General features: G+C 72.6%; 21 protein-coding genes and 1 pseudogene. 11 read left to right on the forward strand and 11 right to left on the reverse strand.

Annotated features, from left to right (window positions below):
* Positions 1-5 precede the first annotated feature (5 nt).
* From R2740_RS01590 to R2740_RS01605, 4 genes and pseudogenes are all read left to right on the forward strand, one after another.
* A complete protein-coding gene (locus R2740_RS01590) occupies positions 6-1,391 on the forward strand; it encodes a glutamine synthetase family protein (RefSeq protein WP_371300934.1) in 1,386 nt (461 codons plus the stop codon).
* Positions 1,388-1,648 (forward strand): annotated as a pseudogene (locus R2740_RS01595) (transporter substrate-binding domain-containing protein); the annotation flags it as partial. The gene R2740_RS01590 and the pseudogene R2740_RS01595, both read left to right, overlap by 4 nt.
* A 22-nt stretch (positions 1,649-1,670) precedes the next feature.
* Complete coding sequence (locus R2740_RS01600; protein WP_371300935.1) at positions 1,671-2,090, forward strand: substrate-binding periplasmic protein; 420 nt, start codon at positions 1,671-1,673, stop codon at positions 2,088-2,090.
* 9 nt (positions 2,091-2,099) lie between these two features.
* A complete protein-coding gene (locus R2740_RS01605) occupies positions 2,100-3,140 on the forward strand; it encodes a substrate-binding domain-containing protein (RefSeq protein WP_371300936.1) in 1,041 nt (346 codons plus the stop codon).
* Between the two features lie 30 nt (positions 3,141-3,170).
* On the opposite strand, the gene R2740_RS01610 is transcribed toward R2740_RS01605, so the two are convergent.
* Positions 3,171-3,851: a TetR/AcrR family transcriptional regulator gene (locus R2740_RS01610; protein ID WP_371300937.1), complete on the reverse strand. Its 681-nt coding sequence runs from the start codon at positions 3,849-3,851 to the stop codon at positions 3,171-3,173.
* Between the two features lie 122 nt (positions 3,852-3,973).
* Here R2740_RS01610 and R2740_RS01615 point away from each other — a divergent pair, with 122 nt between their 5' ends.
* Positions 3,974-4,906: an NAD-dependent epimerase/dehydratase family protein gene (locus tag R2740_RS01615; protein WP_371300938.1), complete on the forward strand. Its 933-nt coding sequence runs from the start codon at positions 3,974-3,976 to the stop codon at positions 4,904-4,906.
* 405 nt (positions 4,907-5,311) lie between these two features.
* Here R2740_RS01615 and R2740_RS01620 read toward each other — a convergent pair whose 3' ends face one another.
* From R2740_RS01620 to R2740_RS01645, 6 genes are all read right to left on the reverse strand, one after another.
* Complete coding sequence (locus R2740_RS01620; protein WP_371300939.1) at positions 5,312-7,411, reverse strand: MMPL family transporter; 2,100 nt, start codon at positions 7,409-7,411, stop codon at positions 5,312-5,314.
* Positions 7,412-7,522: 111 nt separating this feature from the next.
* Positions 7,523-8,674, reverse strand: coding sequence for an acyl-CoA dehydrogenase family protein (locus tag R2740_RS01625; protein WP_371301169.1), 1,152 nt, complete (start codon positions 8,672-8,674; stop codon positions 7,523-7,525).
* A 5-nt stretch (positions 8,675-8,679) separates the two neighbouring features.
* Complete coding sequence (locus R2740_RS01630; RefSeq protein WP_371300940.1) at positions 8,680-9,720, reverse strand: LLM class F420-dependent oxidoreductase; 1,041 nt, start codon at positions 9,718-9,720, stop codon at positions 8,680-8,682.
* Positions 9,721-9,795: 75 nt separating this feature from the next.
* The gene (locus R2740_RS01635; protein ID WP_371300941.1) at positions 9,796-11,247 is read right to left on the reverse strand and encodes a sulfatase; all 1,452 of its coding nucleotides are present in this window, start codon (positions 11,245-11,247) and stop codon (positions 9,796-9,798) included.
* A 143-nt stretch (positions 11,248-11,390) separates the two neighbouring features.
* The gene (locus R2740_RS01640; RefSeq protein WP_371300942.1) at positions 11,391-13,142 is read right to left on the reverse strand and encodes an ABC transporter ATP-binding protein; all 1,752 of its coding nucleotides are present in this window, start codon (positions 13,140-13,142) and stop codon (positions 11,391-11,393) included.
* Positions 13,139-14,881 (reverse strand): ABC transporter transmembrane domain-containing protein, encoded by a 1,743-nt coding sequence (locus tag R2740_RS01645; RefSeq protein WP_371300943.1) that lies wholly within the window; start codon positions 14,879-14,881, stop codon positions 13,139-13,141. Before R2740_RS01645 ends, R2740_RS01640 begins: the two co-directional genes overlap by 4 nt.
* A gap of 66 nt (positions 14,882-14,947) precedes the next feature.
* On the opposite strand from R2740_RS01645, the gene R2740_RS01650 reads away from it, so the two are divergent.
* Positions 14,948-16,636: an aminotransferase class V-fold PLP-dependent enzyme gene (locus R2740_RS01650; protein ID WP_371300944.1), complete on the forward strand. Its 1,689-nt coding sequence runs from the start codon at positions 14,948-14,950 to the stop codon at positions 16,634-16,636.
* A 132-nt stretch (positions 16,637-16,768) separates the two neighbouring features.
* Positions 16,769-17,815, forward strand: a complete 1,047-nt coding sequence (locus tag R2740_RS01655) for a M4 family metallopeptidase (RefSeq protein ID WP_371300945.1) — start codon at positions 16,769-16,771, stop codon at positions 17,813-17,815.
* 31 nt (positions 17,816-17,846) lie between these two features.
* Here R2740_RS01655 and R2740_RS01660 read toward each other — a convergent pair whose 3' ends face one another.
* The 4 genes from R2740_RS01660 to R2740_RS01675 all read right to left on the reverse strand — a co-directional run bounded on the left by R2740_RS01660 (position 17,847) and on the right by R2740_RS01675 (position 20,372).
* Positions 17,847-18,386 (reverse strand): YbaK/EbsC family protein, encoded by a 540-nt coding sequence (locus R2740_RS01660; RefSeq protein WP_371300946.1) that lies wholly within the window; start codon positions 18,384-18,386, stop codon positions 17,847-17,849.
* Between the two features lie 83 nt (positions 18,387-18,469).
* Complete coding sequence (locus R2740_RS01665; RefSeq protein ID WP_371300947.1) at positions 18,470-18,703, reverse strand: PspC domain-containing protein; 234 nt, start codon at positions 18,701-18,703, stop codon at positions 18,470-18,472.
* Complete coding sequence (locus R2740_RS01670; protein ID WP_371300948.1) at positions 18,703-19,005, reverse strand: hypothetical protein; 303 nt, start codon at positions 19,003-19,005, stop codon at positions 18,703-18,705. Before R2740_RS01670 ends, R2740_RS01665 begins: the two co-directional genes overlap by 1 nt.
* Positions 19,002-20,372 (reverse strand): PspC domain-containing protein, encoded by a 1,371-nt coding sequence (locus R2740_RS01675; protein WP_371300949.1) that lies wholly within the window; start codon positions 20,370-20,372, stop codon positions 19,002-19,004. The genes R2740_RS01670 and R2740_RS01675 overlap by 4 nt, the downstream gene beginning before the upstream one ends.
* A gap of 144 nt (positions 20,373-20,516) precedes the next feature.
* Between R2740_RS01675 and R2740_RS01680 the strand changes: the two genes are divergently transcribed.
* From R2740_RS01680 to pcrA, 4 genes are all read left to right on the forward strand, one after another.
* Positions 20,517-21,842: a PspC domain-containing protein gene (locus R2740_RS01680; protein WP_371300950.1), complete on the forward strand. Its 1,326-nt coding sequence runs from the start codon at positions 20,517-20,519 to the stop codon at positions 21,840-21,842.
* Positions 21,839-22,483 carry a LuxR C-terminal-related transcriptional regulator gene (locus tag R2740_RS01685; protein ID WP_371300951.1) on the forward strand — a complete coding sequence of 215 codons (645 nt, stop codon included), beginning with the start codon at positions 21,839-21,841 and terminating at the stop codon, positions 22,481-22,483. Before R2740_RS01680 ends, R2740_RS01685 begins: the two co-directional genes overlap by 4 nt.
* Before the next feature lie 258 nt (positions 22,484-22,741).
* Positions 22,742-23,092: a hypothetical protein gene (locus R2740_RS01690; protein ID WP_371300952.1), complete on the forward strand. Its 351-nt coding sequence runs from the start codon at positions 22,742-22,744 to the stop codon at positions 23,090-23,092.
* Positions 23,093-23,183: 91 nt separating this feature from the next.
* Positions 23,184-25,622 carry a DNA helicase PcrA gene (gene pcrA / locus R2740_RS01695; protein ID WP_371300953.1) on the forward strand — a complete coding sequence of 813 codons (2,439 nt, stop codon included), beginning with the start codon at positions 23,184-23,186 and terminating at the stop codon, positions 25,620-25,622.

Raw genomic sequence — 25,622 nt, forward strand, 5'->3', positions numbered from 1 at the left:
ACCGCATGGCCACCTCCGCCCTGGACCACCACCGGGAGGACAACCTCCGCGGCGACCAGCTCCAGCACGTGCTCTCCACGATCAAGGAGCAGGGCGTGGAGCTCGACTACTCCCAGTCGGTGACCAACACCGGCCGAGTGCTCGGCAAGGTGATGCCGGCCCGGCACCTCGAGCGGGTGGCGGGGAAGGGGATCCAACAGCACCGGACGGCTGCGGCGAACTTGCAGTCGACCCGCGAGGGCGTGCTGATGGGCGGCGGCGTCAACGCCGCGGAGTACACCGCGCTCCCCGATCTGGACACCTTCGCCGTGCTCCCGTGGGACACCCGGATGGCGCGGGTCTTCTGTCGCCTCTACGAGCCCGACCACCTGGCGGAGGGTGCCGGGACGCCGTACGCCTGCGACTCGCGCGGCGTGCTCCGGCGGGTGCACGCGGACTTCACCGAGCGCACGGGTCTGGAGCTGCGGTCCGGCACCGAGCCGGAGATGACCTGGCGGGGGCCGGGGCTGGAGGCGTCGTTCCGCCCCGAGTCCAGCCCCGCCTACCACATCGAGCACCTCGAGCGAGGACGTCCGATCGTGCAGAAGGTCATCGCCTACGCACAGGCGATGGGCCTCGACATGATCGAGGGCGACTACGAGGACGCCGGCCAGTTCGAGCTCAACTGGATGTTCGACCACGCGGACCTGACCGCCGACCGGCTGGTGACCTATCGCCAGGTCTGCAAGCAGGTCGCTCGGGAGCTGGGGGTCGAGGCCTCGTTCATGCCCAAGCCGGCCACCGGGATGATGGGCAACGGCTGCCACCACAACTTCAGCCTCTGGCGTGACGGGGTGAACGTGCTGGCCGACCCCGGTCGCGCCGACCTGCACCTCAGCGAGGAGGGCCGGTGGGCGCTGGGCGGCGTGCTCACCCACGCCGCCGCGTCGATGCTGGTCTTCGGGTCGACGGTGAACTCCTACAAGCGCTACTGGGATGCCGGCCAGTTCGCGCCCTCGAAGATCAACTGGGGACTCGACAACAAGACCTGCACGGTGCGCCTGTCGGCCAACGGCCGGCTGGAGCTGAAGCTCCCGGACGCGGCCGTCAACCCCTACCTCTCCCATGCGCTGCTCATCGCCGCCTGCGCCGAGGGTCTGGCGCAGCGGACCGACCCGGGAGAGCCGTGGCAGGGCTCGTCGTACGACGGGGAGCAGGACGCCCGCTTCGCTGCCCTGCCGCTCACGCTGGGCGCGGCCATCGAGGCCTTCGAGGCCGACCCGCTGATGCGCGAGACGCTCGGTCCGGACCTGGCCGACCTGCTGGTGGAGTACAAGCGGGACGAGTGGGCTCGGTTCTGCGGCGCCGTGACCGACTGGGAGCAGGCCACCTACTGGGAGGACACCCCGTGACCCCGGCCCCGCTGCGGCTGGCCTGCCTGGACTCCGAGGCGCCCCCGCTGTTCTCGCTGTGGACCCCCGAGGAGGGTCGGCGCGGCTACGAGCCGGCGGTCGCCCAGCTCCTCGCCGACGAGCTCGGCCGGCCGCTCGAGTGGGTCCGGGTGCCCTGGGTCGACATGGTGCCGGCGGCGCTCCGGGGCGAGGCCGACGCCGTGCTCTGCGGACAGGGCATCACGCCCGCGCGGCAGCAGGTGATGGCCTTCACCCGGCCCTACGCCGTCTTCCACGAGGGTGCTGATCCGTCGTGGGGACCCGATCCGCGAGGCCGCGGACCTGGCCGGCCGCCGGGTCGCCGCGATCGAGGCGAGCACCAACATGGCGCTGGCGGAGACCTTCGCCGGAGCGAGGCCGGTGCCCTTCGGAGCCGGCTCCGACGACGTCTACGCCGACATGCTGGCCGCGCTGCTGGCGGGGGAGGTCGACGCCGTGGTCGACGACGACGTGGTCTTCGTGCCGCTCGGGGAGCAGCACCCCGACTTCGAGCTGGCGTTCGTCGTGCGCACCGGCAACCGCTGGGGGATCTCGGTACCCCCCGGTCAGGGCGACACGCTCGCCGACCTCGATGCCGCCCTCGGCCGGATCATCGCCGATGGTCGCCTGCGCGGCGCCTGGGAGACCTGGCTGGATGGCCTGGAGTACCCCTTCGCCTAGGGTGGGCGCATGCGGCGTCTCCTCGTCGCCGCCTGCCTGGCGGCGCTGTCCCTGGGGGGCTCGCTCGGCGGGCTCGCGGCGTGCTCGGCGCCCCCGGACCCGACGCTGGTGGCGTTCCTGCTCGGCAGCAACAGCTCGCCGCGATGGACCGATGCCGACGAGCCGGCGTTCCGCGACGAGGTCGCGCGGATCTGTCCGGGCTGCGAGTACGTCACCCGCAACGCCGCCGGCGACCCGGAGCTGCAGCGCCGCCAGCTCGACGAGGTGCTGGAGCAGGGCGCTGACGTCGTGGTGCTCAACGCCGTCACGGCCGAGACCGGCGAGGACCTGGTGGTCAGGGCGGGCGCGGTGCCCGTGGTCGCCTACGACCGGTTCGTCGCGGGCGCGGACTACTACGTCTCCTACGACGCCTCGGTGACGGGGAGCCTCGTCGCGCGCGCCGTCGTACGTCGGGTGGGCAGCGACGGCTCGATCCTCCTCCTCAACGGTGCGCAGACCGACGCCAACGGGGTGGCCATGAAGGCCGCCATCCACCAGGTGCTCGACACGGCCGGCGTCCGGGTCGTGGCGGAGAAGGACCCCGACTCCTGGTCGGCGGAGGAGGCCCAGACCTGGGTCACGGCCCAGCTCGCGCGTCATCCGGCGCGCACGCTGGACGCGATCGTAGTGGGCAACGACACCCAGGCCGCTGGCGCCGCCCAGGCCCTGCTCGCGGCGAAGGTGCCGGTCGCCTCCTGGCCGATGATCACCGGGCAGGACGCCGACCTCGAGGCGCTGCGGCGAATCGTCGCCGGGCGCCAGACGCTCACCGTCTACAAGTCCTTCCCCCAGGAGGCGGTGCAGGCCGCCGACATCGCGGTGACGCTGGTGACCGGCGGGCGTCCCACCGGGTCCGAACCCGTGGAGGGGGTGCCCGGCTGGGTCTTCCGGCCGCAGGTGGTGACCCTCGACAACCTCGCCGACACCGTGGTCCGCGACGGCGTGGTCGACCTCGAGGAGCTCTGCGCCGGGGCGTTGCTGTCCCGGTGTGAGCAGGTCGGCCTGCGCTGATCGAGGCTGGCGGACGGGTGCGGCCGGCGCTCAGCCCGTCACGATCCGCTGGGCGTCGTCGAGGATCAGGTCGAAGAAGGCGTCGGGCTCATACGTGTCCCGGCCGAACTGCTCGAACAGCTCGGCCGTGATCGCCCCGATCACCAGGATCCACGCGGTGACCCCGCGGCGGAGCTGCCCCGGTCCGACGGCGAACGTGGCGAGCTGCTCGTCCTGGGCCATCCGGCCCAGCGCGCGGATCTCGGCCTCGGTGGGCTCCGGAACGTCGCCGTCGCTCAAGGTGCCGAGCAGCAGCAGCGGCACGCGGGTCCCGGCTGCCTGGGTCCGCTCCGGCGGGGCGTGGTAGCCGGGCACCGGTGAGCCGTAGATCAGGGCGAACTCGTGCGGATGCCGGATCGCCCAGTGACGGGTGGCGCTCGCGATGGCCCGAAAGCGGTCCAGGGGTGCGGCCTCCGCGGGCAACGCCTCGAGATCGGCGTCGACCGCGTCGCCCAGGCTGTCGAAGGCGGCGATGATCAGCCGGGTGAGCAGCTCATCGCGACTCTCGACGTAGCGGTAGATCGCCGAGGAGGCCATCCCCAGCTCGCGGGCGATCGCGCGCAGCGACAGCGCGGCCGCGCCGTAGGACGCCAGATGACGGCCGGCCACCGCCATGATCTCGGCCTCGAGGGCGGCGCGGTTGCGGGCGCGGATGCCGGGAGCGTCGGGCATGGGGCCATCCTGCCACAGAACGCGAGCATGCGTCCGAAATGAGAACAGTGCTCTTGCATTTGTCCTCGAGAACGTGTTCACTGGACCTAAACGAGAGCAGTGCTCACAGAAGGAGCAGCGAGATGGCCGGGTTCGTGGTGGTCGGAGCGGGTGGGATCGGGCGCGGTGCGGCCGCGGCCCTGGCCGCGCAGGGGCACGAGGTGACGATGGTGACGCGCAGCGGCACCGACCCGGGACTCGCCGGCGTCCGGGCGGTGGCGGCCGACGCCGCCGACGCCCAGGCACTGGTCCGCGCGGCCGACGGGGCGCAGGCGATCGTCAACGCGATGAACCCCTCCCGCTACTACACCTGGGAGCGCGACTGGCCGCCGGTCGCGGCGGCGCTGCTGGCCGCGGCGGAGACGACCGGGGCCGGTCTCGTGACGGCGTCGAACCTCTATCTCTATGGCCGGGTGGACGCGCCGATGACCGAGCGGACCCCCGTGGCGCCGAACGGCACCAAGGGACGCGTCCGGGCCCGCATGTGGGCCGACGCGCTGGCCGCCCACGAGGAGGGGCGGGTCCGGGCCACCGAGCTGAGGGCGTCCGACTACTTCGGGCCGGGGTCCAGCGCCGGCACCAGCCTGCTCAACCAGTACGTCGTCGCTCGGGCCGCCGCCGGCAGCACGGTGCGGCTGGTCACCGGCGTCGCCGACGCGCCGCACTCGTGGACCTACCTGCCCGACATCGGCCGGTTCGCCGCGGCCCTGGCCACCGACGACCGTTCCTGGGGACGTGCCTGGCACGTGCCGACCGAGCCGCCGCGGACGATGCGTGAGGTCGCCCGCGACGCCGCCGCGCTGGCCGGCCACCCGGAGCCGCGGGTCGTGCCGCTCCCGCGGCTGGTCAAGCTGGTCGCCCGGGTCGCGCCGGTGGTGCGGGAGCTCGACGAGACCGCCCACCAGTTCGAGCGGCCGTTCGTGTTGGACTCCTCCGCCGCGCAGAGCACCTTCGGCTTCCGGGCCACTCCGTGGGACGAGGCGCTGCGGGCCACCGTCGCTGCGGTGGCCGGCTGACGGGGCCGGCGCCGGGGCGTTGTCTACTGGTGCGTACGGCGCGCGAGGTGCGTCGTACGCACCAGTAGTCGTGCAGCGGCGCGCCACCCGAGCCTGCGCAGTCGGGTGTCCGGGTGGGTCGTGTGGGTGGCCCTGCGGGGAGTACGACGGCTGGGGCACACGACCGCCGTGCCCGGGTGGGTCGTGTGGGTGGCCTGCGGGGAGTACGACGGCTGGGGCACACGACCCCGTGCCCGGGTGGGTCGTGTGGGTGGCCTGGCGGGGAGTACACGACCGCGTGCCCGGGTGGGTCGTGTGGGTGGCCCTGCGGGGAGTACGACGGCTGGGACACACGACCCCCGTCCCAGCCGATCGCGGGGCGGCCGCCTGCCGCGCCGGCTGTCGCCCGGCCGACGCAGCCGGGCCTCAGGAGACGTTTGCCGCCTGTGGCGCGTCGAGCGACTCCTGGGTGGGCGGGTCCCGGTCGAGCCGGCTCGGCCACCAGATGCGGTTGCCCAGGTCGAGGTTGAGGGCGGTGACCAGCACCGACCGCACGACCAGGGTGTCGAGCAGCACGCCGAGTGCCACCGCGATCCCGATCTCGGCGAAGGCGACGAGCGGCATCGTGGTCAGGACCAGGAAGGTGGCGGCCAGCACGATGCCCGCGGAGGTGATCACACCGCCGGTCGCGGCGAGGGCCACCAGCGAGCCCTGGCGGGTGCCGCGCACCTGGGTCTCCTCGCGGACCCGGGTCATCAGGAAGATGTTGTAGTCGATGCCCAGGGCGACCAGGAAGACGAACACGAACAGCGGCAACGACGCGTCCGCGCCGGCGAACCCGAACACGTAGTGGAACAGCAGCGCCGACAGCCCCAGGGCGGCGCCGAAGCTGAGCACCACGGTCGCGATCAGGAGGATCGGGGACACCAGGGCCCGCAGCAGCAGCACCAGGATCAGCATCACGGCCAGCAGCACGATCGGGATCACGACCCTGTTGTCGCGGGCCGACGCCTGCTCGATGTCGTCGAAGATGGCCGTCGTGCCGGACACCAGGGCATCGGCCCCGGGCACCGCATGGACGGCCTCGCGGGCCCGGTCGACCGTCGCGAAGGCGGTCTGCGAGGTCGCGTCGCCCTCGATGGGGGCGTTGACGTAGGCCACGCCGTCCTTGACGACCGGCTGGCTCACCTCGCCGAGGCCGTCGACGGTGCCGAGCGCCGTCGCCACCGCGTCGGCCTGGTCGGCGTTGGCGACCACCATCACCGGGTTGGACTGGTCGGCCAGACCGTGGTCGGTGAGCATCTGCTGGCCGATCACCGAGTCGAAGTCCTTGGTGTAGGACTCCTCGGTGGTCAGGCCGTTGGCGTCGAGCTTGACCACGCCGAGGCAGGCGATGGCCAACAGCACGGAGGTGACGATCCAGACCCGTCGCGGGGAGTGGCTGATCGCGGTGCCGACCCGGGCCCAGACACCGGTCGAGGTCGGCTCGTGGGAGCCGAACGAGGGGCGCTTGGGCCAGAAGATCCAGCGTCCGAAGATCACCAGCAGGGCGGGCAGCAGGGTGATCATCACGAGCAGCGCGACGGCCACGCCGATGGCCGCGACCGGGCCGAGGCCGGCGGTGGAGTTCATCTCCGCGAAGAGCAGGCACAGCATGCCGAGCACCACCGTCGAGGCGCTGGCGACGATCGCCGGGGCGGCGCGGTGGAGCGCGAAGGCCATCGCCTCGTGCCGGTCCTCGTGGCGGCGCAGCTCCTCGCGATAGCGCGCGACCAGCAGCAGCGCATAGTCGGTGCCGGCGCCGAACACCAGCACGGTGAGGATGCCCTGGCTCTGACCGTTGACGGTCAGGCCGGCGTCCTTGGCGAGGAAGTAGATCACCGCCTGCGACACCGTCAGCGCGGTCACCGCGGAGATGATGGGGAGCAGCCAGAGCAGCGGGCTTCGGTAGGTCAGCAGCAGGATCAGGATGACGACGCCACCCGTGGTGAACAGCAGCGTCGAGTCGAGGCTCTCGAAGACCGTGGCCTGGTCGGCGGCCTGGCCACCCTGACCGGTGACGTAGACCGTCAGGCCGTCGCCCGAGGGGGCGATCTTCTTGATCTCGTCGACCTTGTCGGGCATGAAGTTCCAGCCGTTCTTGCCCAGGTCGAAGGTGACGACCGTCTGCATCGCCTGACCGTCGGGGGACGGGAACGGCCCCAGCACCTCGCCGGTGACGCCGTCGAGCTGCGCCAGCTGCTGAGCGTCCTCGGCCGCCGCGGCCATGTCGGCCTCGGTCAGCCCGGAGGTGCGCTCGTAGGCCACCACGGTGGGGATGGCGTTGGGGTCCTGGAAGGCGGCCAGCTTGTCGAGCGCCTTGGTCGACTCGGCGCTCGACGGCAGCCACGACGAGGTCTCGTTGTTCTGGACGTCGGAGAGCTTGGAGGCGAAGGCCCCAGCGGTCACCAGCGCTGCGATCCAGAAGACGAGGACGAGCCACTTGGTGACGGGACCGGTCAGTCGGCCGGCGATCTGTCGATGCATGGCCCTTAGTGGACCAGAAGTCGCCGACATCCCGCATCCGGGTTGTCCCCGACCCGACCCCGGGTCGGGACCGCCCGCCGCGCAGCCGTCGTACGCCGGAGCGCGGCCCGCTCAGAGCCCGAGCGACCGCCCGATGATCTCCTTCTGGATCTCCGTCGTGCCGCCGTAGATAGTCTGCACGCGGGAGTCCAGGTAGGCCCGGGCGATGGGGTACTCCGTCATGTAGCCGTAGCCGCCGTGCAGCTGGACCCCGCGGTCGACCAGCCTGACCTGCAGCTCGGTCGTCCACCACTTCGCCATCGACGCGGTGGCCGCGTCGAGCTCGCCGCGGACGTGCTTGGCCAGGCAGTCGTCGACGAAGACCCTGGCCACCCGGGCCTCCGTCGCCATCTCGGCCAGCAGGAACCGGTTGTGCTGGAAGCGGCCGATCGGCCGCCCGAAGGCCTGCCGGTCGCGGGCGTAGGCCACCGACTCGTCGAGCACCCACTCGCAGGCCGCCGCGGCCGAGACCGCCATCGACAGCCGCTCCTGGGACAGGTTCGTCATCAGCTGCGCGAAGCCGGTGCCCTCGCGGCCGAGCAGGTTGGCCTTCGGCACCACCACGTCGGTGAAGGACAGCTCCGCGGTGTCCTGGGCGTGCTGGCCGATCTTGTCGAGGTTGCGGCCGCGCTCGAAGCCCTCCATGCCACGCTCGACGACCAGCAGCGAGATGCCCGCGTGGCCGGCGTCGGGGTCGGTGCGGGCCACCACAATCACCAGGTCGGCGAGGATGCCGTTGGAGATGAAGGTCTTCTGGCCGTTGAGGAGGTAGTGGTCGCCGCGGTCGAGGGCGGTGGTGCGGATGCCCTGGAGGTCGGACCCGGCGCCGGGCTCGGTCATCGCGATCGCCGCGACCAGCTCGCCGGAGCACAGGCCGGGGAACCATCGCTCGGCCTGCTCGTCGGACGCCGACTGCGCGAAGTAGGGGGCGATCATGTCGTTGAACAGCGGGAACGAGCAGCCGTGGATGCCGCGCGGCACCATCTCCTCGGTGATCACCGCGTTGAAGCGGAAGTCGTCGACCCCGCCGCCGCCGTGCCGCTCGGGGAGCTGAAGGCCGAGCAGCCCCTGCCCGCCGGCCTTCGCCCAGACCTCGCGGTCGACGACGCCGGCCTCCTCCCACCGTCGGTGGTGGGGCACGACCTCGCGATCGAGGAACGCGGCGACGGTGGCCCGGAAGGACTCGTGCTCGGGCTCGAAGACCGTGCGGGGCGGGCGCGGCACCACGGTCACGTCATCATCTCCTTGACCTGGGTCACCAAGGCAGCGGGGTCCTCGCCGACCGGCGAGACCGACAGGTGGGTCACCCCCGCTTCGCGGAAGGCGGCCACCCGCTCCGCGACGTACGACGGCGGGCCGACCAGGTTGGCCGCCTCCAGCCAGTCCTGCGGCACCGCGGCGGCCGCGTCGCGATGCTTGCCGTCGAGGTAGAGGTCCTGGATCTCCGCGGCCTCCTTCTCGTAGCCGAAGGCCTTGGCCACGTCGTTGTAGAAGTTCTTGCCGCGGGCGCCCATGCCGCCGACGTAGAGCGCGAACAGCGGACGCACCAGGTCGAGCAGCTGGGCGGTCTCCGGTCCCTCCCCGATGGCCAGCATCCCGCCCGCGCCGATCTGCAGCGGGCCGAGGTCGGGGGAGCGTCGGGTGGCGCCGTCGGCGAGAGCGGCTCCCCACACCTGGCCGGCCCGCTCGGGGTGGAACAGGTGCGGCAGCCAGCCGTCGGCGATCTCGGCGGTCTGCGCCACGCTCTTGGGCGTGAGGGTGGCCAGGAAGATCGGCACCCGGTCGCGCTCGGGCCGGGTGAGGATCTTCAGCGGCTTGCCGAGCCCGGTGACACCGCCCTGCTCCCGGGTGAGCGGCAGGGGATAGAGCCCGTCGTTGGTGAGCGTCTCGCGGCGCAGCCCGCGCCGGATCAGGTCGACGATCTCGCGGGTCCGGGCCAGCGGCTTGTCGTAGGGCACGCCGTGGAAGCCCTCGATGACCTGCGGACCGGAGGCGCCGAGACCGAGGATCGCCCTGCCCTGGGAGACGTTGTCGAGGCCGGCGGCCGTCTGCAGCAGCGCGGCCGGGGTGCGGGAGTAGATGTTGAGGATGCCCGAGCCGATCTCGACCCGCTCGGTGCGCGCCGCGAGGTAGCCCATCAGCGTCGGGGCGTCGAAGCCGTAGGCCTCGGCCACCCAGACTCCGTCGAGCCCGGCCCTCTCCAGGGCCACGACCTGGTCGGCGGCCTCGCGGGGGTTGCCGGCGTACATCAACGGGTGAAAGAGCTTCACGCGGTGACGCTAGCACCGGGCCCCGCCGTCCTCCGGCCGGGCGACCGGGTCAGCCGGGCGGGCCGGCCGGGCGGGTCAGTTCGGGTCGACGGACGGCCCGAAGTTCTGGGCACACGAGGCGCCGGCGCAGTCGCGGAGGGCCTCCATCCGGTTGCGCATGTCGAGCAGCACGGGTCGGTAGCGCGGGTCCTTGGCCACGTTGTCGATCTCGAACGGGTCGCGGAGCCGGTCGTAGAGCTGCTCGAAGTTGTCGGTGACGTCGACGCCGTAGGTGTAGCGGTCGGTGCGCGCGCCGCGGATCCGCCAGCCCTCCAGCGACGGCGACGCCTTGCCGGTCTGGATGAGCTGGGTGTCGCGCCAGGTCATCGGCTGTCCGCGCAGCAGCGGCGCGAACGAGACCCCGTCGACCAGGCGCTCGGGGGTCGCCCCGGCCAGCTCGGAGATGGTGGGTGCGAGGTCGGCCAGGGTCACCGGCATCTGGGACGTGGTGCCCGTGGTGGCGGTCGGGACGCGCACCTCGAACGGCACCGCCATCGACTCGCGGTAGATGTAGTTCTTGTGCGACAGCCGGTGCTCGCCGAGCAGGTAGCCGTTGTCGGAGACGAAGAAGATGTAGGTGTTGTCGAGCTCGCCGAGCCGGTCGAGCTGGTCGACGAGCTTGGCGACGTTCTCGTCGGCCGCCTGCAACGCCTCGATCCGCGAGGTGAACCGCTTCTGCATCTCGGCGGGCGAGACCTTCGCGACGTGGGTGTTGCTGGGCTGGTCGGAGACGTCGTCCTCGTTGAACGATGGCTTGTCGAGCGCCGGAAGCCGGACGTCGGCCAGGGTGCCGCGGAAGCGCGGCGCCGGCACGGAGTACTCCGTCTCGCCGGTGCGCTTCTTGGCCCGGTGGGGGGCGTAGTTGGAGATCCAGACGAAGAACGGCTGCTCGGCCTTCGCGAACTCGTCGATGTAGGACCGGACGTACTCGTTGGTGATGTCGTCGACGTAGCCGTGCCGTTCGACGAGGTCGCCGTCGTTGTAGTAGCGCGTGTTCATGAAGTCGGTGCCGCGGACGTAGGGGTTCCAGTGGTCCCAGCCCTCGGGGGCGCCGTAGGTCTCGTTGTAGCCGTTCATGTACTTGCCGGCCATGCCCGTGTGGTAGCCCGCGTCCTGCAGCCACCGCCCGATCGTGTTGTCGCGGTCGATCAGCGCGTGGTAGCCGCCGTTGGCGCCGGTGTTGTGGTGGACGCCGTTGTTCTGGCCGTACTGACCGGTGACCATCTCGGCTCGGGCCGGGCAGCACAGCGAGTGCGGCGACAGGCCGTCGGGGAAGTCGACCCCGTGTCCGCCGATCAGCTCGCGGGTGATCGGCATCCACTGCATGTCGTAGGTCGTCTGGTCGTCGGTGCTGATCAGGATGATGTTGGGCCGCTCGTCGGGCGGCGACTCCTGCGCCTCGGTGCGGGTCTGGGGGGAGGCGAGCGCCATCAGGCAGGCGGCGGCCAGCAGGCCGGCGCCCACGCGGGCGATCGTGCCCAGACGCATGCGGCGAACTCCCGATCTCGACCGTGGGCGGACAGACGAACCCGGCCCTGACGGTGCTCCACGATGAGCGCCGGGCCGGATGCTTCACGATAGCCGACCCCCGGTCGAATTCCTGCTTTCTCGCGGGACTGCCGGGACTCTCCTCAGCCGGGCTGATGGCCGTTCCAGGAGTCCCACAGCGCGGCGTAGGCGCCGCCGGCGGCGACCAGCTCGTCGTGGGAGCCGAGCTCGGTGATCCGGCCGTCCTCGACCACCGCCACCCGGTCGGCGTCGTGGGCGGAGAAGAGCCGGTGGGCGATCGCCACGACGGTGCGTCCCTCCAGGACCGCCGCCAGCGAGCGCTCCAGGTGACGGGCCGCTCTCGGGTCGATCAGGGAGGTGGCCTCGTCGAGCACCAGGGTGTGCGGGTCGGCGAGCACCAGCCGGGCCAGGGCGATCTGCTGCGCCTGGGCGGCGGTGACGGCGCGGCCGCCCGAGCCCACCACGGTGTCGAGACCGTCGGGCAGCGCGTCCACCCAGTCGAGGGCGTCCACCGCGTCGAGCGCCCGCCGGATGCGGTCGTCGTCGGCGCCTGGCGGCGCGGCGAGCGCGAGGTTCTCCCGCACCGTGCCGACGAACACGTGGTGCTCCTGGGTGACCAGCGCGACGTGGCCGCGCAGGTCGTCGAGCGGCAGCTCCACCAGGGGTACGCCGCCCACGGTGACCGACCCGCCGCCGGGCGGGTGGATGCCCGCCAGCAGCCGGCCCAGGGTGGACTTGCCGGCACCGGAGGGGCCGACCATCGCCACCCGCTCGCCGACGCCGACGTCCAGGGACACCCCGTGCAGCACCTCGCGTCCCTCGACGTAGGCGAAGCGCACGTCCTCGGCGCGCAGGTGCTCGTCGGCCGGCTCGGCACCCGAGACCGTGCGGTCGTCGGGCACCTGGGCGACGCCCAGCAGCCGGGCCAGCGACGCCGCACCCAGCTGCAGCTCGTCGAGGATCGAGACCAGCCGGTCGACCGGGTCGATCAGCATCTGCACGTAGAGCGTGGCCGCGGTGACGTCGCCCAGCGAGACCTGCCCGCGGGTGTAGAGCCAGCCGCCGAGGAGCAGGGTCAGCACGGTGGGGATGAGGTAGGCCATCTCCATGCTCGGGAAGAACACGATGCGCAGGTAGAGGGTGTAGCGCTCGGCGGCGTAGGACTCGCGGATGTCGTCGTCGAGCCGGCGTACCTGCTCCTCGGCGAGGCCGAGCGCCTCGACGGTGCGGGCACCCTCGACGGTCTCGTTGAGGGTCGCGGTGATCGCGGAGTACGACGCCGTCTCGCGGAGGTAGCCCGCCTTGGCGCGGGCGAGGTACCACCGCAGCCCGGTGACCAGGGGCGGCACCCCGAGCAGGCAGGGGATGACCACCCACCAGCCGACGCTGACGGCCGCGACGAAGGTCAGCACCGCCGTGACCACGGCGATGGTCCACTCCGGGAGGGCGTAGCGGACCGACCAGCCGAGCTGGTCGACGTCGCGGTTGGCGCGGGTCTGCAGGTCGCCGGCGCCCGCGGACTCGACGGTGCCGATCGGCAGCGCGAGCACGTGCTCGACGAAGTCCTCGCGCAGCTCCGCCAGCACCTGCTCGCCCAGGGCCTGGGAGAGGAACCGGGCGTAGCGGGTGAGCACCGTCTGGGCCGCGAGGAAGGCCGCGAGGAGCAGCACCACCCGGTCGACGTGGGCGACGGTGGTGCCCTGCTCGACGGCCTGGACCAGGTCGCCCAGCAGCCGCGGAGCGGCCAGCGCGGCGACCGCCGCCAGGGCGTGCAGGGCCAGCGCCGACCACAGCAGTCGCGGGTGCCGGCGGGCCACCTGGCGGACATAGCGACGCAGCGCCTGGGCGTCGGCGACGGGCAGCGCGGCGCTCATCGGATCGCTCCCGCCGCCAGGTCGAGACCCTCGTCGTCGGGCTGCTCGCGGATCACCACCGCGCGGTAGTCGGGGTGCGTGGCGAGCAGCTCCTCGTGGGTCCCGGTGGCCACGACCCGGCCCTGTCGGACGAACGCGACGGTGTCGACGCGGTCGAGCACCAGCGGGCTGGTGGTGACCACGACGGTGGTGCGGCCGGCTCGCGCCGCGGCCAGCCGCGCCGCGATCCGGGCCTCGGTGTGCGCGTCGACCGCTGAGGTCGGCTCGACCAGCACCAGCACCTCGGGGTCGAGCGCCAGCGCCCGGGCCAGCACCAGCCGCTGGCGCTGTCCGCCGGAGAACGACCGGCCCCGCTCGGTGACCGGGGTGGCCAGCCCGTCGGGGAGGCCGGCCAGGATGTCGTCGGCGTCGGCCGCCGCCAGGGCTGCGTCGAGGTCGGCACCGGGCCGCACGACGAGACGCTGGCCGAGCGGGCCGGAGAAGAGCGCGGCCGCCGTGTCGGAGACGAGGATCGCGCGGCGCACCTCGCGGCGTGGCAGCTCGGTGAGCGGGACGCCACCCCAGGTCACGTCGGGGTCGGGATCGGGCGCGATCATGCCCAGCCGGTCGGCCAGCGCCGCGGTCTCGTCGGGGGAGTCGCTGACCAGGGCGGTGACGAGGCCGGGCGCCACCCGCAGGCCGGTACGCCGGTCGGCCAGCTCGCTGCCCGCAGGTGGGGTGGGCCGGGGCGTGGCCGGGGCGGCGTACTCCGAGGTGAGCGCGAGCACGCGGCAGACCCGCCGGGCGGCGACGCGTCCCCGGATCAGCTTGTTGGCGTACTCGGTGGCCGTGCGCAGCGGGATCATCAGGAACGCGGAGTAGCCGTAGAACGCGACCAGCTCGCCCGGCGTGATCTGGCCCTGCACGGCCGTGCGGGCGCCGAGCCAGACGACCACGACGACGAAGACACCGGGGAGCAGCACCTCGAGCGCGTCGAGCACCGACTGCAGGCGAGCGACGTGGACGCCGGCGCGGCGGACGTGCTGGGACTCGCGGCGGTACTTCGCGGCGAAGACGTCCTCACCGCCGATGCCGCGCAGCACCCGCAGCCCGCCGACGATGTCGCCGGCGGTGTTGGCCAGCTCGCCGGTCAGGTGCCGCTGGTCGGCGTTGCGCCGCTGCAGGGGTGCGAGCAGCGGCCCGAGCGCCAGCATCAGCAGCGGCATGCCGACCAGCACCACCAGTCCGAGCGTCACCGAGGTGGCGAGCAGGATCGCGGAGACGAGCAGGAACGACACGACGGCGCCCGAGAACCGCGCGGACACGTCCATCACCTGGCCGAGGTGGGACAGGTCGGAGGTGCCGATCGCGACCACCTCGCCGGTCGAGACCCGGCGCGGCAGCGTGGCGCCGAGGTCGCAGGACTGCCGGCCGACCAGCTGAACCGTGCGGTAGGCCGCGGTCAGCCAGTTGGTGACGGCGTAGCGGTGCCGGAGGATGCCGCTGACCGCCTGCACCAGCCCCACCGCGAGCATCAGCCCGGCCCAGGTGAGCAGCGCCGAGGTGTCCTTGGCGGCGACGCCGCGGTCGATGGCGCGGCCCAGCAGGGCGGGCAGCACCGCCTGGCTGCTCATCCAGATGATGCCGAAGACCATCCCCATGACCAGGGTCCGCCACTGGCCGCGAGCGAGCCACCACAGGAAGCGACCCGGGGAGCGGTGGTCGGCGACTCCTGGATGGTCGAGGGGGAGCCGGCGCACTCGTCCGAGGCTACGACCCGGCCCGCCGGCCGCGCGACCGGGTTTCCCCGGTCCTACAGTGGCCGGGTGGACCTACGCAGCGCGGCCCTGGTGGCCCGGATCCGGGAGTCGGTGATCGGCGACGACCAGGTGATGGACGGGCCCTACGGCCCGCGCCGGGTGACCTACGCCGACTACACCGCCTCGGGACGCTCGCTCGGCTTCCTCGAGGACTTCATCCGCGACCAGGTGCTGCCGTCGTACGCCAACACGCACACCGAGGCCAGCGGCACCGGCCTGCAGACCACCCGCCTGCGCGAGGACGCCCGTCGGGTGATCCACGACGCGGTCGGCGGCGACGACGACACGGTGGTGATCTTCTGCGGGTCGGGCAGCACCGCGGCGATCGACAAGCTGGTGGGCATCCTCGGGCTGCGGCTGCCCAGCGCGATGGAGGACCGCTACCACCTCAGCGACGCCATCCCCGTCGACCAGCGTCCGGTGGTGTTCGTCGGGCCGTTCGAGCACCACTCCAACGAGCTGCCGTGGCGCGAGTCGGTCGCCGACGTGGTGACCATCCCCGAGGACGCCGACGGCCACATCGACCAGGCGGTGCTGCGCGCCGAGCTCGAGAGGCACGCCGACCGTCCGCTGCTGATCGGCTCCTTCTCGGCCGCCAGCAACGTGACCGGCATCGTGTCCGACACCTACGGCATCGCCGCCCTGCTCCACGAGTACGGCGCCCTGTCGCTGTGGGACTTCGCCGCCGCGGCGCCCTACGTCCAGATCGAGATGTCGCCCGCCGGCCGGCCACCGGAGACCCGCAAGGACGCGGTGTTCCTCTCGCCGCACAAGTTCATCGGCGGCCCGGGCACGCCCGGCGTCCTGGTGGTGCGCCGCGAGCTGCTCACCAACCGGGTGCCGGTGGTCGCGGGCGGCGGCACCGTCGCCTACGTCAACCCCACCGACCACCGCTACCTCGACGACCCGGCGCACCGCGAGGAGGGCGGCACCCCCGCCATCGTCGAGTCGATCCGCGCCGGCCTGGTCTTCCAGCTCAAGGAGGCCGTCGGGGTCGAGACGATCCAGGCCCGCGAGGAGGACATGCTGCGCCGGGCGCTGGCCGCCTGGGCCGAGGAGCCGGCGCTGCAGGTGCTCGGCAACCTTGAGGCACGGCGGCTCTCGATCGTGTCCTTCGTGGTGCGCGGGCCGTCGGGTCGGCGCCTCCACCACAACTACGTCGTCGCGCTGCTCAACGACCTGTTCGGCATCCAGACCCGCGGCGGCTGCTCCTGCGCCGGCCCCTACGGCCACCGCCTGCTCGGCATCGACATCGAGCAGTCGCACGAGTACGAGTCGGAGATCGCGGTCGGTTGCGAGGGGATCAAGCCCGGTTGGGTGCGGGTCAACTTCAACTACTTCATCGACGAGGAGGTGTTCACCTATCTCGTCGAGGCGGTGCGGCTGGTCGCCCGCGACGGCTGGCGGCTGCTCGGCGACTACCGCTTCGACCCCGCCACCGGTCTGTGGCACCACCGCGGCGGCACCGTCGAGCCGCCGCTGCGGCTGGCCGACGTCTCCTACGACGACACCGGGGCGATGACCTACCCCCGGCACGGCAGCACCGCCCCCGTCGCGGCCCTGGCCGGCTATCTCGACCTGGGTCGCCAGATCCTGGCCGCCGCCAGCCCGCCCGACCTGGCCGCCGCCCACGTCTCCGACGACTTCGACCAGCTGCTGTGGTTCGAGCTGCCCGAGGGCTCCTACACCCCCTGATTCCGGCTCCGCGAGACGGCGCTCCTGCCCGCTCGAGATGGCACTCCTGCCGCGCGGGCGGCGTATCTCCCCGGCCGGCCGCGGGTCCTCTCACCCACAGGGGCGACACTCGGCCGCCCAAAGGGGGAACTCATGAGCTCGCGCACCATCTGCCACTTCGTGCCGCCGTACGTGCAGTCGGAGGTGGTCAAGAACGCCGACGGCGCCGCCGCGGACAGCAGTCAGAAGAAGCTCGCCGACGAGGCCCGCAAGCGTCGCGCCGACACGATCGCGGCCGTCGACGCCGGCGGTGTCCAGGGCATCGCCCCGGCCCCGACCGGCACCTCGCGGCGCGAGGTCTACGACTCCGGCCACACCACCAACCAGCGGGTCACGCTGGTCCGCGCGGAGGGCGAGCCGGAGACCGACGACGCCGACGTGAGCAACGCCTACGACAACGCCGGCCACGTGCGGTCGTTCTACCAGCAGGTCCTCAACCGGGAGTCGATCGACAACAGGTTCCTCGACCTGGTGCTCAACGTGCACTTCGGCACCGGCTACAACAACGCCTTCTGGGACGGCGACGAGATGACCTTCGGCGACGGAGACGGCGTGATCTTCTCGGGCTTCGCCCGCTCGCTCGACGTGGTCGCCCACGAGCTCGCGCACGGCGTCACGCAGTTCACCTCCGGGCTGATCTACAAGAACCAGTCGGGCGCGCTCAACGAGCACTTCAGCGACGTGTTCGGCACCGCCGTCACCCAATGGGTCAACGGGGAGCACCCCGCCGACGCCGACTGGCTGATCGGCGACGAGATCATGGGCCCCGACCTCTACGGCGAGGCGCTGCGCTCCATGCGGCACCCCGGCACGGCCTACGACAACCCGATCCTGGGCACCGACCCGCAGCCCGCCCACTACGCCGACCGCTACACCGGCAGCGCCGACAACGGCGGGGTGCACATCAACTCGGGCATCCCCAACCGGGCGTTCTACCTCGCCGCCAGCGAGATCGGCGACACGGTGACGACCGCGCGGATCTGGTACCACGCGCTGCACTTCCTCGCGGCCGACAGCACCTTCGCCCAGGCCGCCGACCAGGTGGCCACCTCGGCGCGGGTCCTGGTCAAGGCCGGCTCGGCGCCGAAGGGCTCCGCGCAGATCGTCCGCGGCGCCTGGCGCGCCGTGGGTGTCGGCTGACGCGTCACCCCGATCGGTCAGGCCCGGCGGGTCAGCGGCCGAGGCCCTCGACGACCTCGGCCGCGGGCAGGGCGGTGAGTGACGAGCCGGGCAGCAGCAGCTTGGACCGGCGTACGCCGGAGCCGATCACCGCGACCGGGACGTCGCGCAGCCGGGCGTCCACGAGCAGCCGCCAGCCGGCGGGCAGGCCGACCGGGGTGATCCCGCCGTACTCCATGCCGGACTCCTCGACCGCCCGCTCCATCGACAGGAACGAGCACTTCCGCACGTCGAGCAGCTTGCGCACGGTCGTGTTGACGTCGGCGCGGGTGTCGGCGGCGACCACGCAGGCGGCGACCCGCTCCTCCCCGTCGCGGCGGCCCATCACGACCACGCAGTTGGCGCTGGCCTCCAGCGGCAGGTCGGCGGCCTCGCAGAGCGCGGCGGTGTCGGCCAGGCCGGGGTCGATCTCGACCACGCCCACCTCGGCGGCGCCCGGCCAGGCGCGCAGCGCAGCGGCGACCGGGTCCGCCAGCAGGTCCGGCCGGTCCAGGGCGGGCACGGTCGTCAGCGTGCCGAGCGAGGGGGTCATGCCCCCATCGTGGGGGATCGTCCCCGGACACGACAAAGGGGCCGCGTTCCCCCGAATCGCGGCCCCTTCGCTGGCGTCCCGAGTCACTCCTCGGGAACCACCGCCCACATCGCGACGTAGGCGACGATCAGCGACCCGAAGCCGAACACGGCTCCGAGCACGGTGAGCACCCGGACGAGCGTCACGTCGACGCCGAGGTAGTCGGCGACGCCGGAGCAGACGCCGGCCACCATCTTGTCGTCGCGGCGGCGCACCAGGCGCTTGGCCGTGGGCGGCTGGGAGTAGTCGGGCATGGGGTTCTGGGTGGGCTGGTTCATCACTCCTCCTCCTGGATGAGGTCGAGATCGGTGGGTTCGTGGGCGTCGCGAGCCGCGGCGTACGTCCGCTGCTCGGCGAGCGAACGGCGGCGGCCGGAGACGACCGCGGCGAGCAGTCCGGCAGCGCCGGCGAACACCCACGGCAGCGGGAGCAGCCAGCGGACGTCCCCGGCGGCGACGTTGCCGGTCTGGATCACCGCCCAGATGCCGACCAGGCCGGCGAAGGCCAGGCCCATCACGAGGTGGCCGACGTGGAGGGGGTGGAAGCCGCTGGGGCGGTCGTCGAGGTCATGGGTGTTCATCGGGTCTCCTGGGGAGCGGTGGGGAGTGGGTCCATGTGCACGTCCACCTCGCCGAAGCCGAGCTGGATGTCGAGGTAGACGGTGGCCACCTCGTTCGGCACGTCGTGGTGCTGGCTGAAGTCGAGCCCGAGCCCGTCGCGGGTGGCGCCGAACACCTGGGCGCTGCCTGCGCCGATGCTCGTCGTGGTCTGCACGTCGACGTTGCGGGGCACGATCACCTCGATCCGGCCGGCACCCTGCTCGAGGGCGATCCGCTGGCCGTCGAGCGCGGCCGGGTCGGTGACGTCGCTGAAGTCGTAGACCAGCTCGCCGGCCGCCTGGGAGTACGTCGTGTCCACGGCGCCGGCCGTCAGCGGACGGACGGTCGTCTGGTCGGTCTCGATGCGCTCGCCGATGGTCGCTCCGGCCAGTGCCGTCGCCGACACCAGGCCGAGGAAGATGATCCCGCCGGCGCGGCCGTAGAACGCGCCGACCAGCAGCATCACCGCGGCGATGGCGGTGGCCAGGGCGGGGTAGGCCGACGGCGCGACATCGGTGCCGGCGACGTCGATCATGCCGAGCACACCGATGCCGAGCACCATCAGCGCCAGGGTGATCCACACCAGCAGCGGGCCGCGGCGACGCGGGTCGCGCACGGGCGGGGGCGGCGGCGGGTTCCAGCCTGCCGTGGGTGGGAACGGCGGGGCCGGCGGCAGCTGGCCGGTCCCGGCGTCGGACGGAAGGCGACCGGTGGTGCTGGAGGGCGGGCCGGCGACGGGTGTGGTGGTCATGGGAGCTCCTTGGGGGCCGGCGTAGGCCGGCGGCGGTGGGGCCGCGGCCGGGGTGCCGGGCGGTGGGTAGGGCTGGCCGGCGTAGGGGCCGGCGTACGGCTGGGGAGGCGCGGCGGGACGGCGCTCCCGCGAGGAGGCGATCAGGAGCACCACGAGGGCGATCAGGGCCAGCGGCCAGGAGACCCATCGGGCGTCCGACCACGTGCCCAGCAGCGCCAGCCCGGCGACCACGCCCACGCCGATCAGCGCCACCCCGAGGCTGCGCTCGTCGAGCCGGATCACGGCCGAGCCGGCGCCGTCCTCGGGAAGCAGCAGCCACAGCGCGCCGTACAACAGCACCCCGGACCCCCCGAACAGCGCCAGCACCACCAACGCCACCCGCACGATCAGCGGGTCGACGTCGAAGTGCCGGGCCAGGCCGCCGGCGACGCCGGCGATCTTGCGGTCGGCGAGGATCGTGCGGCGCAGCCGGGACACGTCGCGCATCTGCTGCGTCGTGACGCGGGGGCCGTAGCCCTGGTCGGGACCGCTTCCGGTCTCGGGCGGGGTGGCCGTGCTGGTGCCGCCGGTGGGCTCCTCGGGAGGTGCTGTGGTCATGACTCCACTCTGCTCCGCGCACGGCTCGCGGACCATCGGGGACCACCCTGGTTCGCACCGGACCGGGCGGGGGGTCGCTCAGGGTCCGGTCGGGGTCACGCCTCATGGTCGGAGGGCGGGCGCTGTGTGACGATTGACGATGAAATGACCACGACCTTGCCTCCCCAGGCCCCGACGCGACGCGAGCCCCGGCGCGCCTACCGCGACAGCCAACGGCTGATCGTGGGCGGCGTCGCGTCCGGGTTGGCGCGTCATCTGGGCGTGCCGGTGCTGTGGGTACGGGCCGGCTTCGTGGCGGCGACCGTGCTGGGCGGCCTCGGGATCGCGTTCTACGCCGGCCTGTGGATGGTGCTGCCGAGCGACGCCGCCTTCGTGGAGGAGGCGCCGGGGCTCGAGAGCGCCAGCCGCACCGGGAAACGCCCCGGCCGGGTCCGTCGGCTGACCGACGTGGGTCCGGCCGTGGCCCTGGGGGCCCTCGGCGTCGGGCTGCTGTTCCTCGTCGAGGCGGTGCTCGGCACCGGCGCGGTGTTCTGGCCGATGGTCCTCGGGCTGGTCGGCATCGGGCTGCTGTGGCGGCAGGCCGACGAGGTGCAGCGCGAGCGCTGGCTCGACACCGGCGGTCGGATCGACCCGTTCCGGGCGGTGTTCGGCAGCGGCGGGTGGGCGTCGTACGCCCGGGTGGCGGCCGGCCTCGGCCTGGTGGTCTTCGCCGTCGTGATCTTCTCCCTGCACGCCGGCGACCTGGGGGTCGCTCGCGACATCACCGTCGCCGCGCTGCTCGGCATCGTCGGGCTGGCGATCGTGGTCGGGCCGTGGGTCTTCCGGCTGGCCTCCGACCTGACCGCCGAGCGCGCCGAGCGGGTCCGGTCGCAGGAGCGTGCCGACGTCGCCGCACACCTGCACGACTCGGTGCTGCAGACGCTGGCGCTGATCCAGAAGAACGCCACCGACGGGCCGATGGTGGCGCGGCTGGCCCGCGCCCAGGAGCGCGACCTGCGGGCGTGGCTCTACTCCGGTGAGTCCACCGACGAGCGCAGCCTGGCCTCCGCGCTCCGCGGGGTCGGCGCCGAGGTGGAGGACGCCCATGGCGTGACGGTCGACGTCGTCAGCGTCGGCGACTGTCCGATGAGCGAGACCGTCCGCCCGCTCGTCAACGCCACCCGCGAGGCCGTGACCAACGCCGCCAAGCACGCCGGCACCGGCCGGGTCGACGTCTACGCCGAGGTGATCGGTCCGCACGTCGAGGTGTTCGTCCGCGACCGTGGCGCCGGCTTCGACCCCGACCACATCCCCGACGACCGGCTCGGCGTGCGGCACAGCATCGTCGACCGGATGGAGCGCCACGGCGGCACGGCGCGCATCCGCTCCGCCCCCGGCGAGGGCACCGAGGTCCGGCTCAGCATGCAGCTGGCCGACGCGGCCGGGCCCGCCGACACCGACGTACCACCCCCAGGAGGGAACCAGCCATGAGTGAGCAGAGCCGGGTCCGTGTCGTCATCGTCGACGACCACGCGATGTTCCGACGGGGGGTGCGCGCCGAGCTCGGCGACGCGGTCGACGTGGTCGCCGAGGCGGGTGACGTCGGCGAGACGGTGGCCGCGATCGCCGCCGAGCACCCCGACGTGGTGCTGCTCGACGTCCACCTGCCCGGCGGTGGCGGGGTCGAGGTGATGCGGCAGGCCCCCTCGCCGGAGGCGCGCTATCTCGCCCTCTCGGTCAGCGACGCCGCCGAGGACGTCATCGGCACCATCCGTGGCGGTGCCCGGGGCTACGTCACCAAGACCATCACCGGGCCCGAGCTGGTCGCCGCGATCCAGCGGGTCTCCGACGGCGATGCGGTGTTCTCGCCGCGCCTGGCCGGCTTCGTGCTCGACGCGTTCGCGGGCTCGATCGAGGTGTCCGCCGTCGACGAGGACCTGGACCGGCTGACCGAGCGCGAGCGCGAGGTGATGCGGCTGATCGCGCGCGGCTACGCCTACAAGGAGGTGGCCAAGGAGCTGTTCATCTCCATCAAGACCGTCGAGACCCACATGTCGTCGGTGCTGCGCAAGCTGCAGCTCTCCTCGCGCCACGAGCTCACCCGCTGGGCCTCCGACCGCCGGCTGCTCTGAGGGTCGTCCCGTCGCGGGCTGAGTCGCGGGCCGCCGCGTCGGCCGCGCAGCGTCATCCGGAACGAGCGTCGGGGCGGCCGGGGTGGATGACGTCCCATGGCGACCCGCGGTGGGCCGCGTGGGGAGATGTCTACTGGTGCGTACGACGCACCGGCTGCTCCGTACGCACCAGTAGCCCCCGACCGCGCCGGACCCGGCGGCGCGCCGCGCGGTACTCCGGTCGCACCCGGCGCGGACCGCCCGGCTAGCCTGACCGCCATGGATCTCCTCGAACACGCGCTGGTCTTCCTCCACTTCATCGGCTGGGCCGCGCTGCTCGGCGGGATGGTCGTCCAGATGCGCGAGCCGGCCAAGACGGTCAACGCGGCGATGCGCGACGGCATCGGCCTCGCCTTCCTGGCCGGCCTGTTCCTCGTGGGGGTGCTCGAGAGCGGCGACGAGGACGTCAACCACGCCAAGATCGCGGTGAAGTTCACCATCGGGCTGGTGGTGCTGATCCTGGTGATGGCCAACATGCGCAAGGAGAAGATCCCCGACGGCCTCTTCTGGGGCCTGATGGCGCTCACCCTCGGCAACATGGCGGTGGCGATCTTCTGGACCGGCTCCTGAGCCGCTGCTGACCCGGCCGGGCCCACGGCGTACGCCGGCCGCTGAAGGACCCGCGCGGCATGTCGCCGCCGCCCCGTAGGCTGGGGCCGACATGAGCGACGCTTTTCCGATCCCCGGGCTCGACGTCGCCGACCCCACGCCGGCACGCACCACGCCGAGCGCCGATGAGCTGCTCGAGGGGCTCAACGAGCCGCAGCGCGCGGCCGTCGTCCATGCCGGCGCCCCGCTGCTGGTGGTGGCCGGCGCCGGGTCCGGCAAGACCCGGGTGCTGACCCGGCGGATCGCCTGGCTGATCGCCGAGCGGCACGCGCATCCCGGCTCGATCCTGGCGATCACCTTCACCAACAAGGCCGCCAACGAGATGAAGGAGCGGGTCGAGGACCTGGTGGGCCGGCGGGCCCGGATGATGTGGGTCTCGACGTTCCACTCCGCCTGCGTCCGCATCCTGCGCAAGGAGATCGACAAGCTCGGGCTCAAGTCCAGCTTCTCGATCTACGACGCGGCCGACTCCAAGCGGCTGATGACGCTGGTGCTGCGCGACCTCGACGTCGACCCGCGCCGCTACCAGCCCGCCGCGATCCTGCACTGGGTCTCCGACCAGAAGAACGAGCTGCGCGACCCCGACGACGCCGCCAAGGACGCTCGCAACCACTTCGAGGAGACCTGCGCGGCGGCCTACGCCCTCTACCAGCGTCGCCTGCGCGAGGCCAACGCGCTCGACTTCGACGACCTGATCATGGCGACGGTGCACCTGTTCCAGCTCTACCCCGAGGTGCGCGAGACCTACCGGCGCCGGTTCCGCCATGTCCTGGTCGACGAGTACCAGGACACCAACCATGCGCAGTACGCCCTGATCCACCAGCTGTGCGCCGACTCCTTCGAGGAGACCGTCCTCGACGCGGCCGAGCCGGAGGAGCCGGTCGACCGGGTGGGGCCGAGCGAGCTGATGGTGGTGGGCGACGCCGACCAGTCGATCTATGCCTTCCGCGGCGCCAACATCCGCAACATCCTCGACTTCGAGCAGGACTTCCCCGACGCGACGTCGATCCTGCTCGAGCAGAACTACCGCTCCACCCAGACCATCCTCAACGCCGCCAACGCCGTCATCGAGCGCAACAGCGGCCGCAAGCCCAAGCGCCTGTGGTCCGACGCCGGCGCCGGCGACCCGATCGTGGGCTACGTCGCCGACGACGAGCACGACGAGGCCCGGTTCGTCGCCGAGGAGATCGACCGGCTCACCGACGCCGGCCAGGCCAAGCCCGCCGACGTCGCCGTGTTCTACCGCACCAACGCGCAGTCCCGGGTCTTCGAGGAGGTGTTCATCCGCGTCGGCCTTCCCTACAAGGTCGTCGGCGGGGTGCGCTTCTACGAGCGCCGTGAGGTGCGCGACGTGCTCGCCTACCTCCGCACCCTCGCCAACCCCGACGACGAGATCTCACTGCGCCGCATCCTCAACACCCCGCGGCGCGGGATCGGCGACCGGGCCGAGGCCGCCGTGGCGGCGTACGCCGACCGCGAGGGGCTGACCTTCTGGGAGGCGCTGCGCCGGGCCGAGGAGGCGCCGGGGCTGGCGACCCGCTCGCTGCGTCAGATCCTCGGCTTCGTCGAGATGGTCGAGGAGCTCCAGTCGATGGTCGAGGCCGACGAGCGGCCCGACGTGATCGTCGAGACCGTGCTGGAGCGCTCGGGCTACCTCGCCGAGCTGGAGGCCTCCGACGACCCCCAGGACGCCACCCGGGTCGAGAACCTCGCCGAGCTGGTCGCCGTGGCCCGGGAGTTCTCCGACGACCCGGTCGCCGGGCCGTCCGCCGACCCGGCCGACGTCGACGCGGGCCTGGTGGCTCCCGGCCTCGGCGACTTCCTCGAGCGGGTCGCCCTGGTCGCCGACACCGACCAGATCCCCGACGCTCCCGACGGCGACGACGGCGGCGTGGTCACGCTCATGACGTTGCACACGGCGAAGGGGCTGGAGTTCCCGGTGGTGTTCCTGACCGGCCTCGAGGACGGCGTCTTCCCCCACTCCCGCTCGCTGGGCGACCAGCCCGAGCTCGAGGAGGAGCGCCGGCTCGCCTACGTCGGGGTCACCCGCGCCCAGCAGCGGCTGCACGTCTCCCGCGCGCTTCTCCGCTCGGCCTGGGGCGCGCCGATGCACAACCCCGCCTCCCGCTTCCTCTCCGAGCTGCCGGCCGAGCTGGTCGACTGGCGCCGCGAGGAGTCGGCGCAGACCCGCTGGGGCCGTCCCGACGTCGCCTCGTCCTCCCGCGCCGCCACCGGCCTCGGCTCGCCCACGGCCGCCGGTCGCCGCAACTTCTCCTCGGCGGCGGTCCGGCTCGACGCACAGACCAAGGCCAAGCCCAGCCGTGACATCCCCTCCCTGGAGCCCGGCGACCGGGTGCTGCACCCGTCGATGGGGATGGGCACCGTCGTCACCCTCGAGGGCACCGGCGAGAAGACCGTCGCGTCGATCGACTTCGGCTCCGAGGGCGTCCGCCGGCTGCTGCTGCGCTACGCGCCGGTCGAGAAGCTCTGA

This window comes from Nocardioides sp. (assembly GCF_041393715.1).
GTDB lineage: Bacteria > Actinomycetota > Actinomycetes > Propionibacteriales > Nocardioidaceae > Nocardioides.

Bases quoted from the DNA above. Each gene is read 5' to 3' on its own strand.
- pcrA (WP_371300953.1), top strand. From the start codon at position 23,184: ATGAGCGACGCTTTTCCGATCCCCGGGCTCGACGTCGCCGACCCCACG.
- R2740_RS01680 (WP_371300950.1), top strand. From the start codon at position 20,517: ATGACCACGACCTTGCCTCCCCAGGCCCCGACGCGACGCGAGCCCCGG.
- R2740_RS01675 (WP_371300949.1), bottom strand. From the start codon at position 20,372: ATGACCACAGCACCTCCCGAGGAGCCCACCGGCGGCACCAGCACGGCC.
- R2740_RS01670 (WP_371300948.1), bottom strand. From the start codon at position 19,005: ATGAACACCCATGACCTCGACGACCGCCCCAGCGGCTTCCACCCCCTC.
- R2740_RS01610 (WP_371300937.1), bottom strand. From the start codon at position 3,851: ATGCCCGACGCTCCCGGCATCCGCGCCCGCAACCGCGCCGCCCTCGAG.
- R2740_RS01620 (WP_371300939.1), bottom strand. From the start codon at position 7,411: ATGCATCGACAGATCGCCGGCCGACTGACCGGTCCCGTCACCAAGTGG.
- R2740_RS01635 (WP_371300941.1), bottom strand. From the start codon at position 11,247: ATGCGTCTGGGCACGATCGCCCGCGTGGGCGCCGGCCTGCTGGCCGCC.
- R2740_RS01690 (WP_371300952.1), top strand. From the start codon at position 22,742: ATGGATCTCCTCGAACACGCGCTGGTCTTCCTCCACTTCATCGGCTGG.
- R2740_RS01605 (WP_371300936.1), top strand. From the start codon at position 2,100: ATGCGGCGTCTCCTCGTCGCCGCCTGCCTGGCGGCGCTGTCCCTGGGG.
- R2740_RS01660 (WP_371300946.1), bottom strand. From the start codon at position 18,386: ATGACCCCCTCGCTCGGCACGCTGACGACCGTGCCCGCCCTGGACCGG.
- R2740_RS01665 (WP_371300947.1), bottom strand. From the start codon at position 18,703: ATGAACCAGCCCACCCAGAACCCCATGCCCGACTACTCCCAGCCGCCC.
- R2740_RS01640 (WP_371300942.1), bottom strand. From the start codon at position 13,142: ATGAGCGCCGCGCTGCCCGTCGCCGACGCCCAGGCGCTGCGTCGCTAT.
- R2740_RS01655 (WP_371300945.1), top strand. From the start codon at position 16,769: ATGAGCTCGCGCACCATCTGCCACTTCGTGCCGCCGTACGTGCAGTCG.
- R2740_RS01685 (WP_371300951.1), top strand. From the start codon at position 21,839: ATGAGTGAGCAGAGCCGGGTCCGTGTCGTCATCGTCGACGACCACGCG.
- R2740_RS01615 (WP_371300938.1), top strand. From the start codon at position 3,974: ATGGCCGGGTTCGTGGTGGTCGGAGCGGGTGGGATCGGGCGCGGTGCG.
- R2740_RS01590 (WP_371300934.1), top strand. From the start codon at position 6: ATGGCCACCTCCGCCCTGGACCACCACCGGGAGGACAACCTCCGCGGC.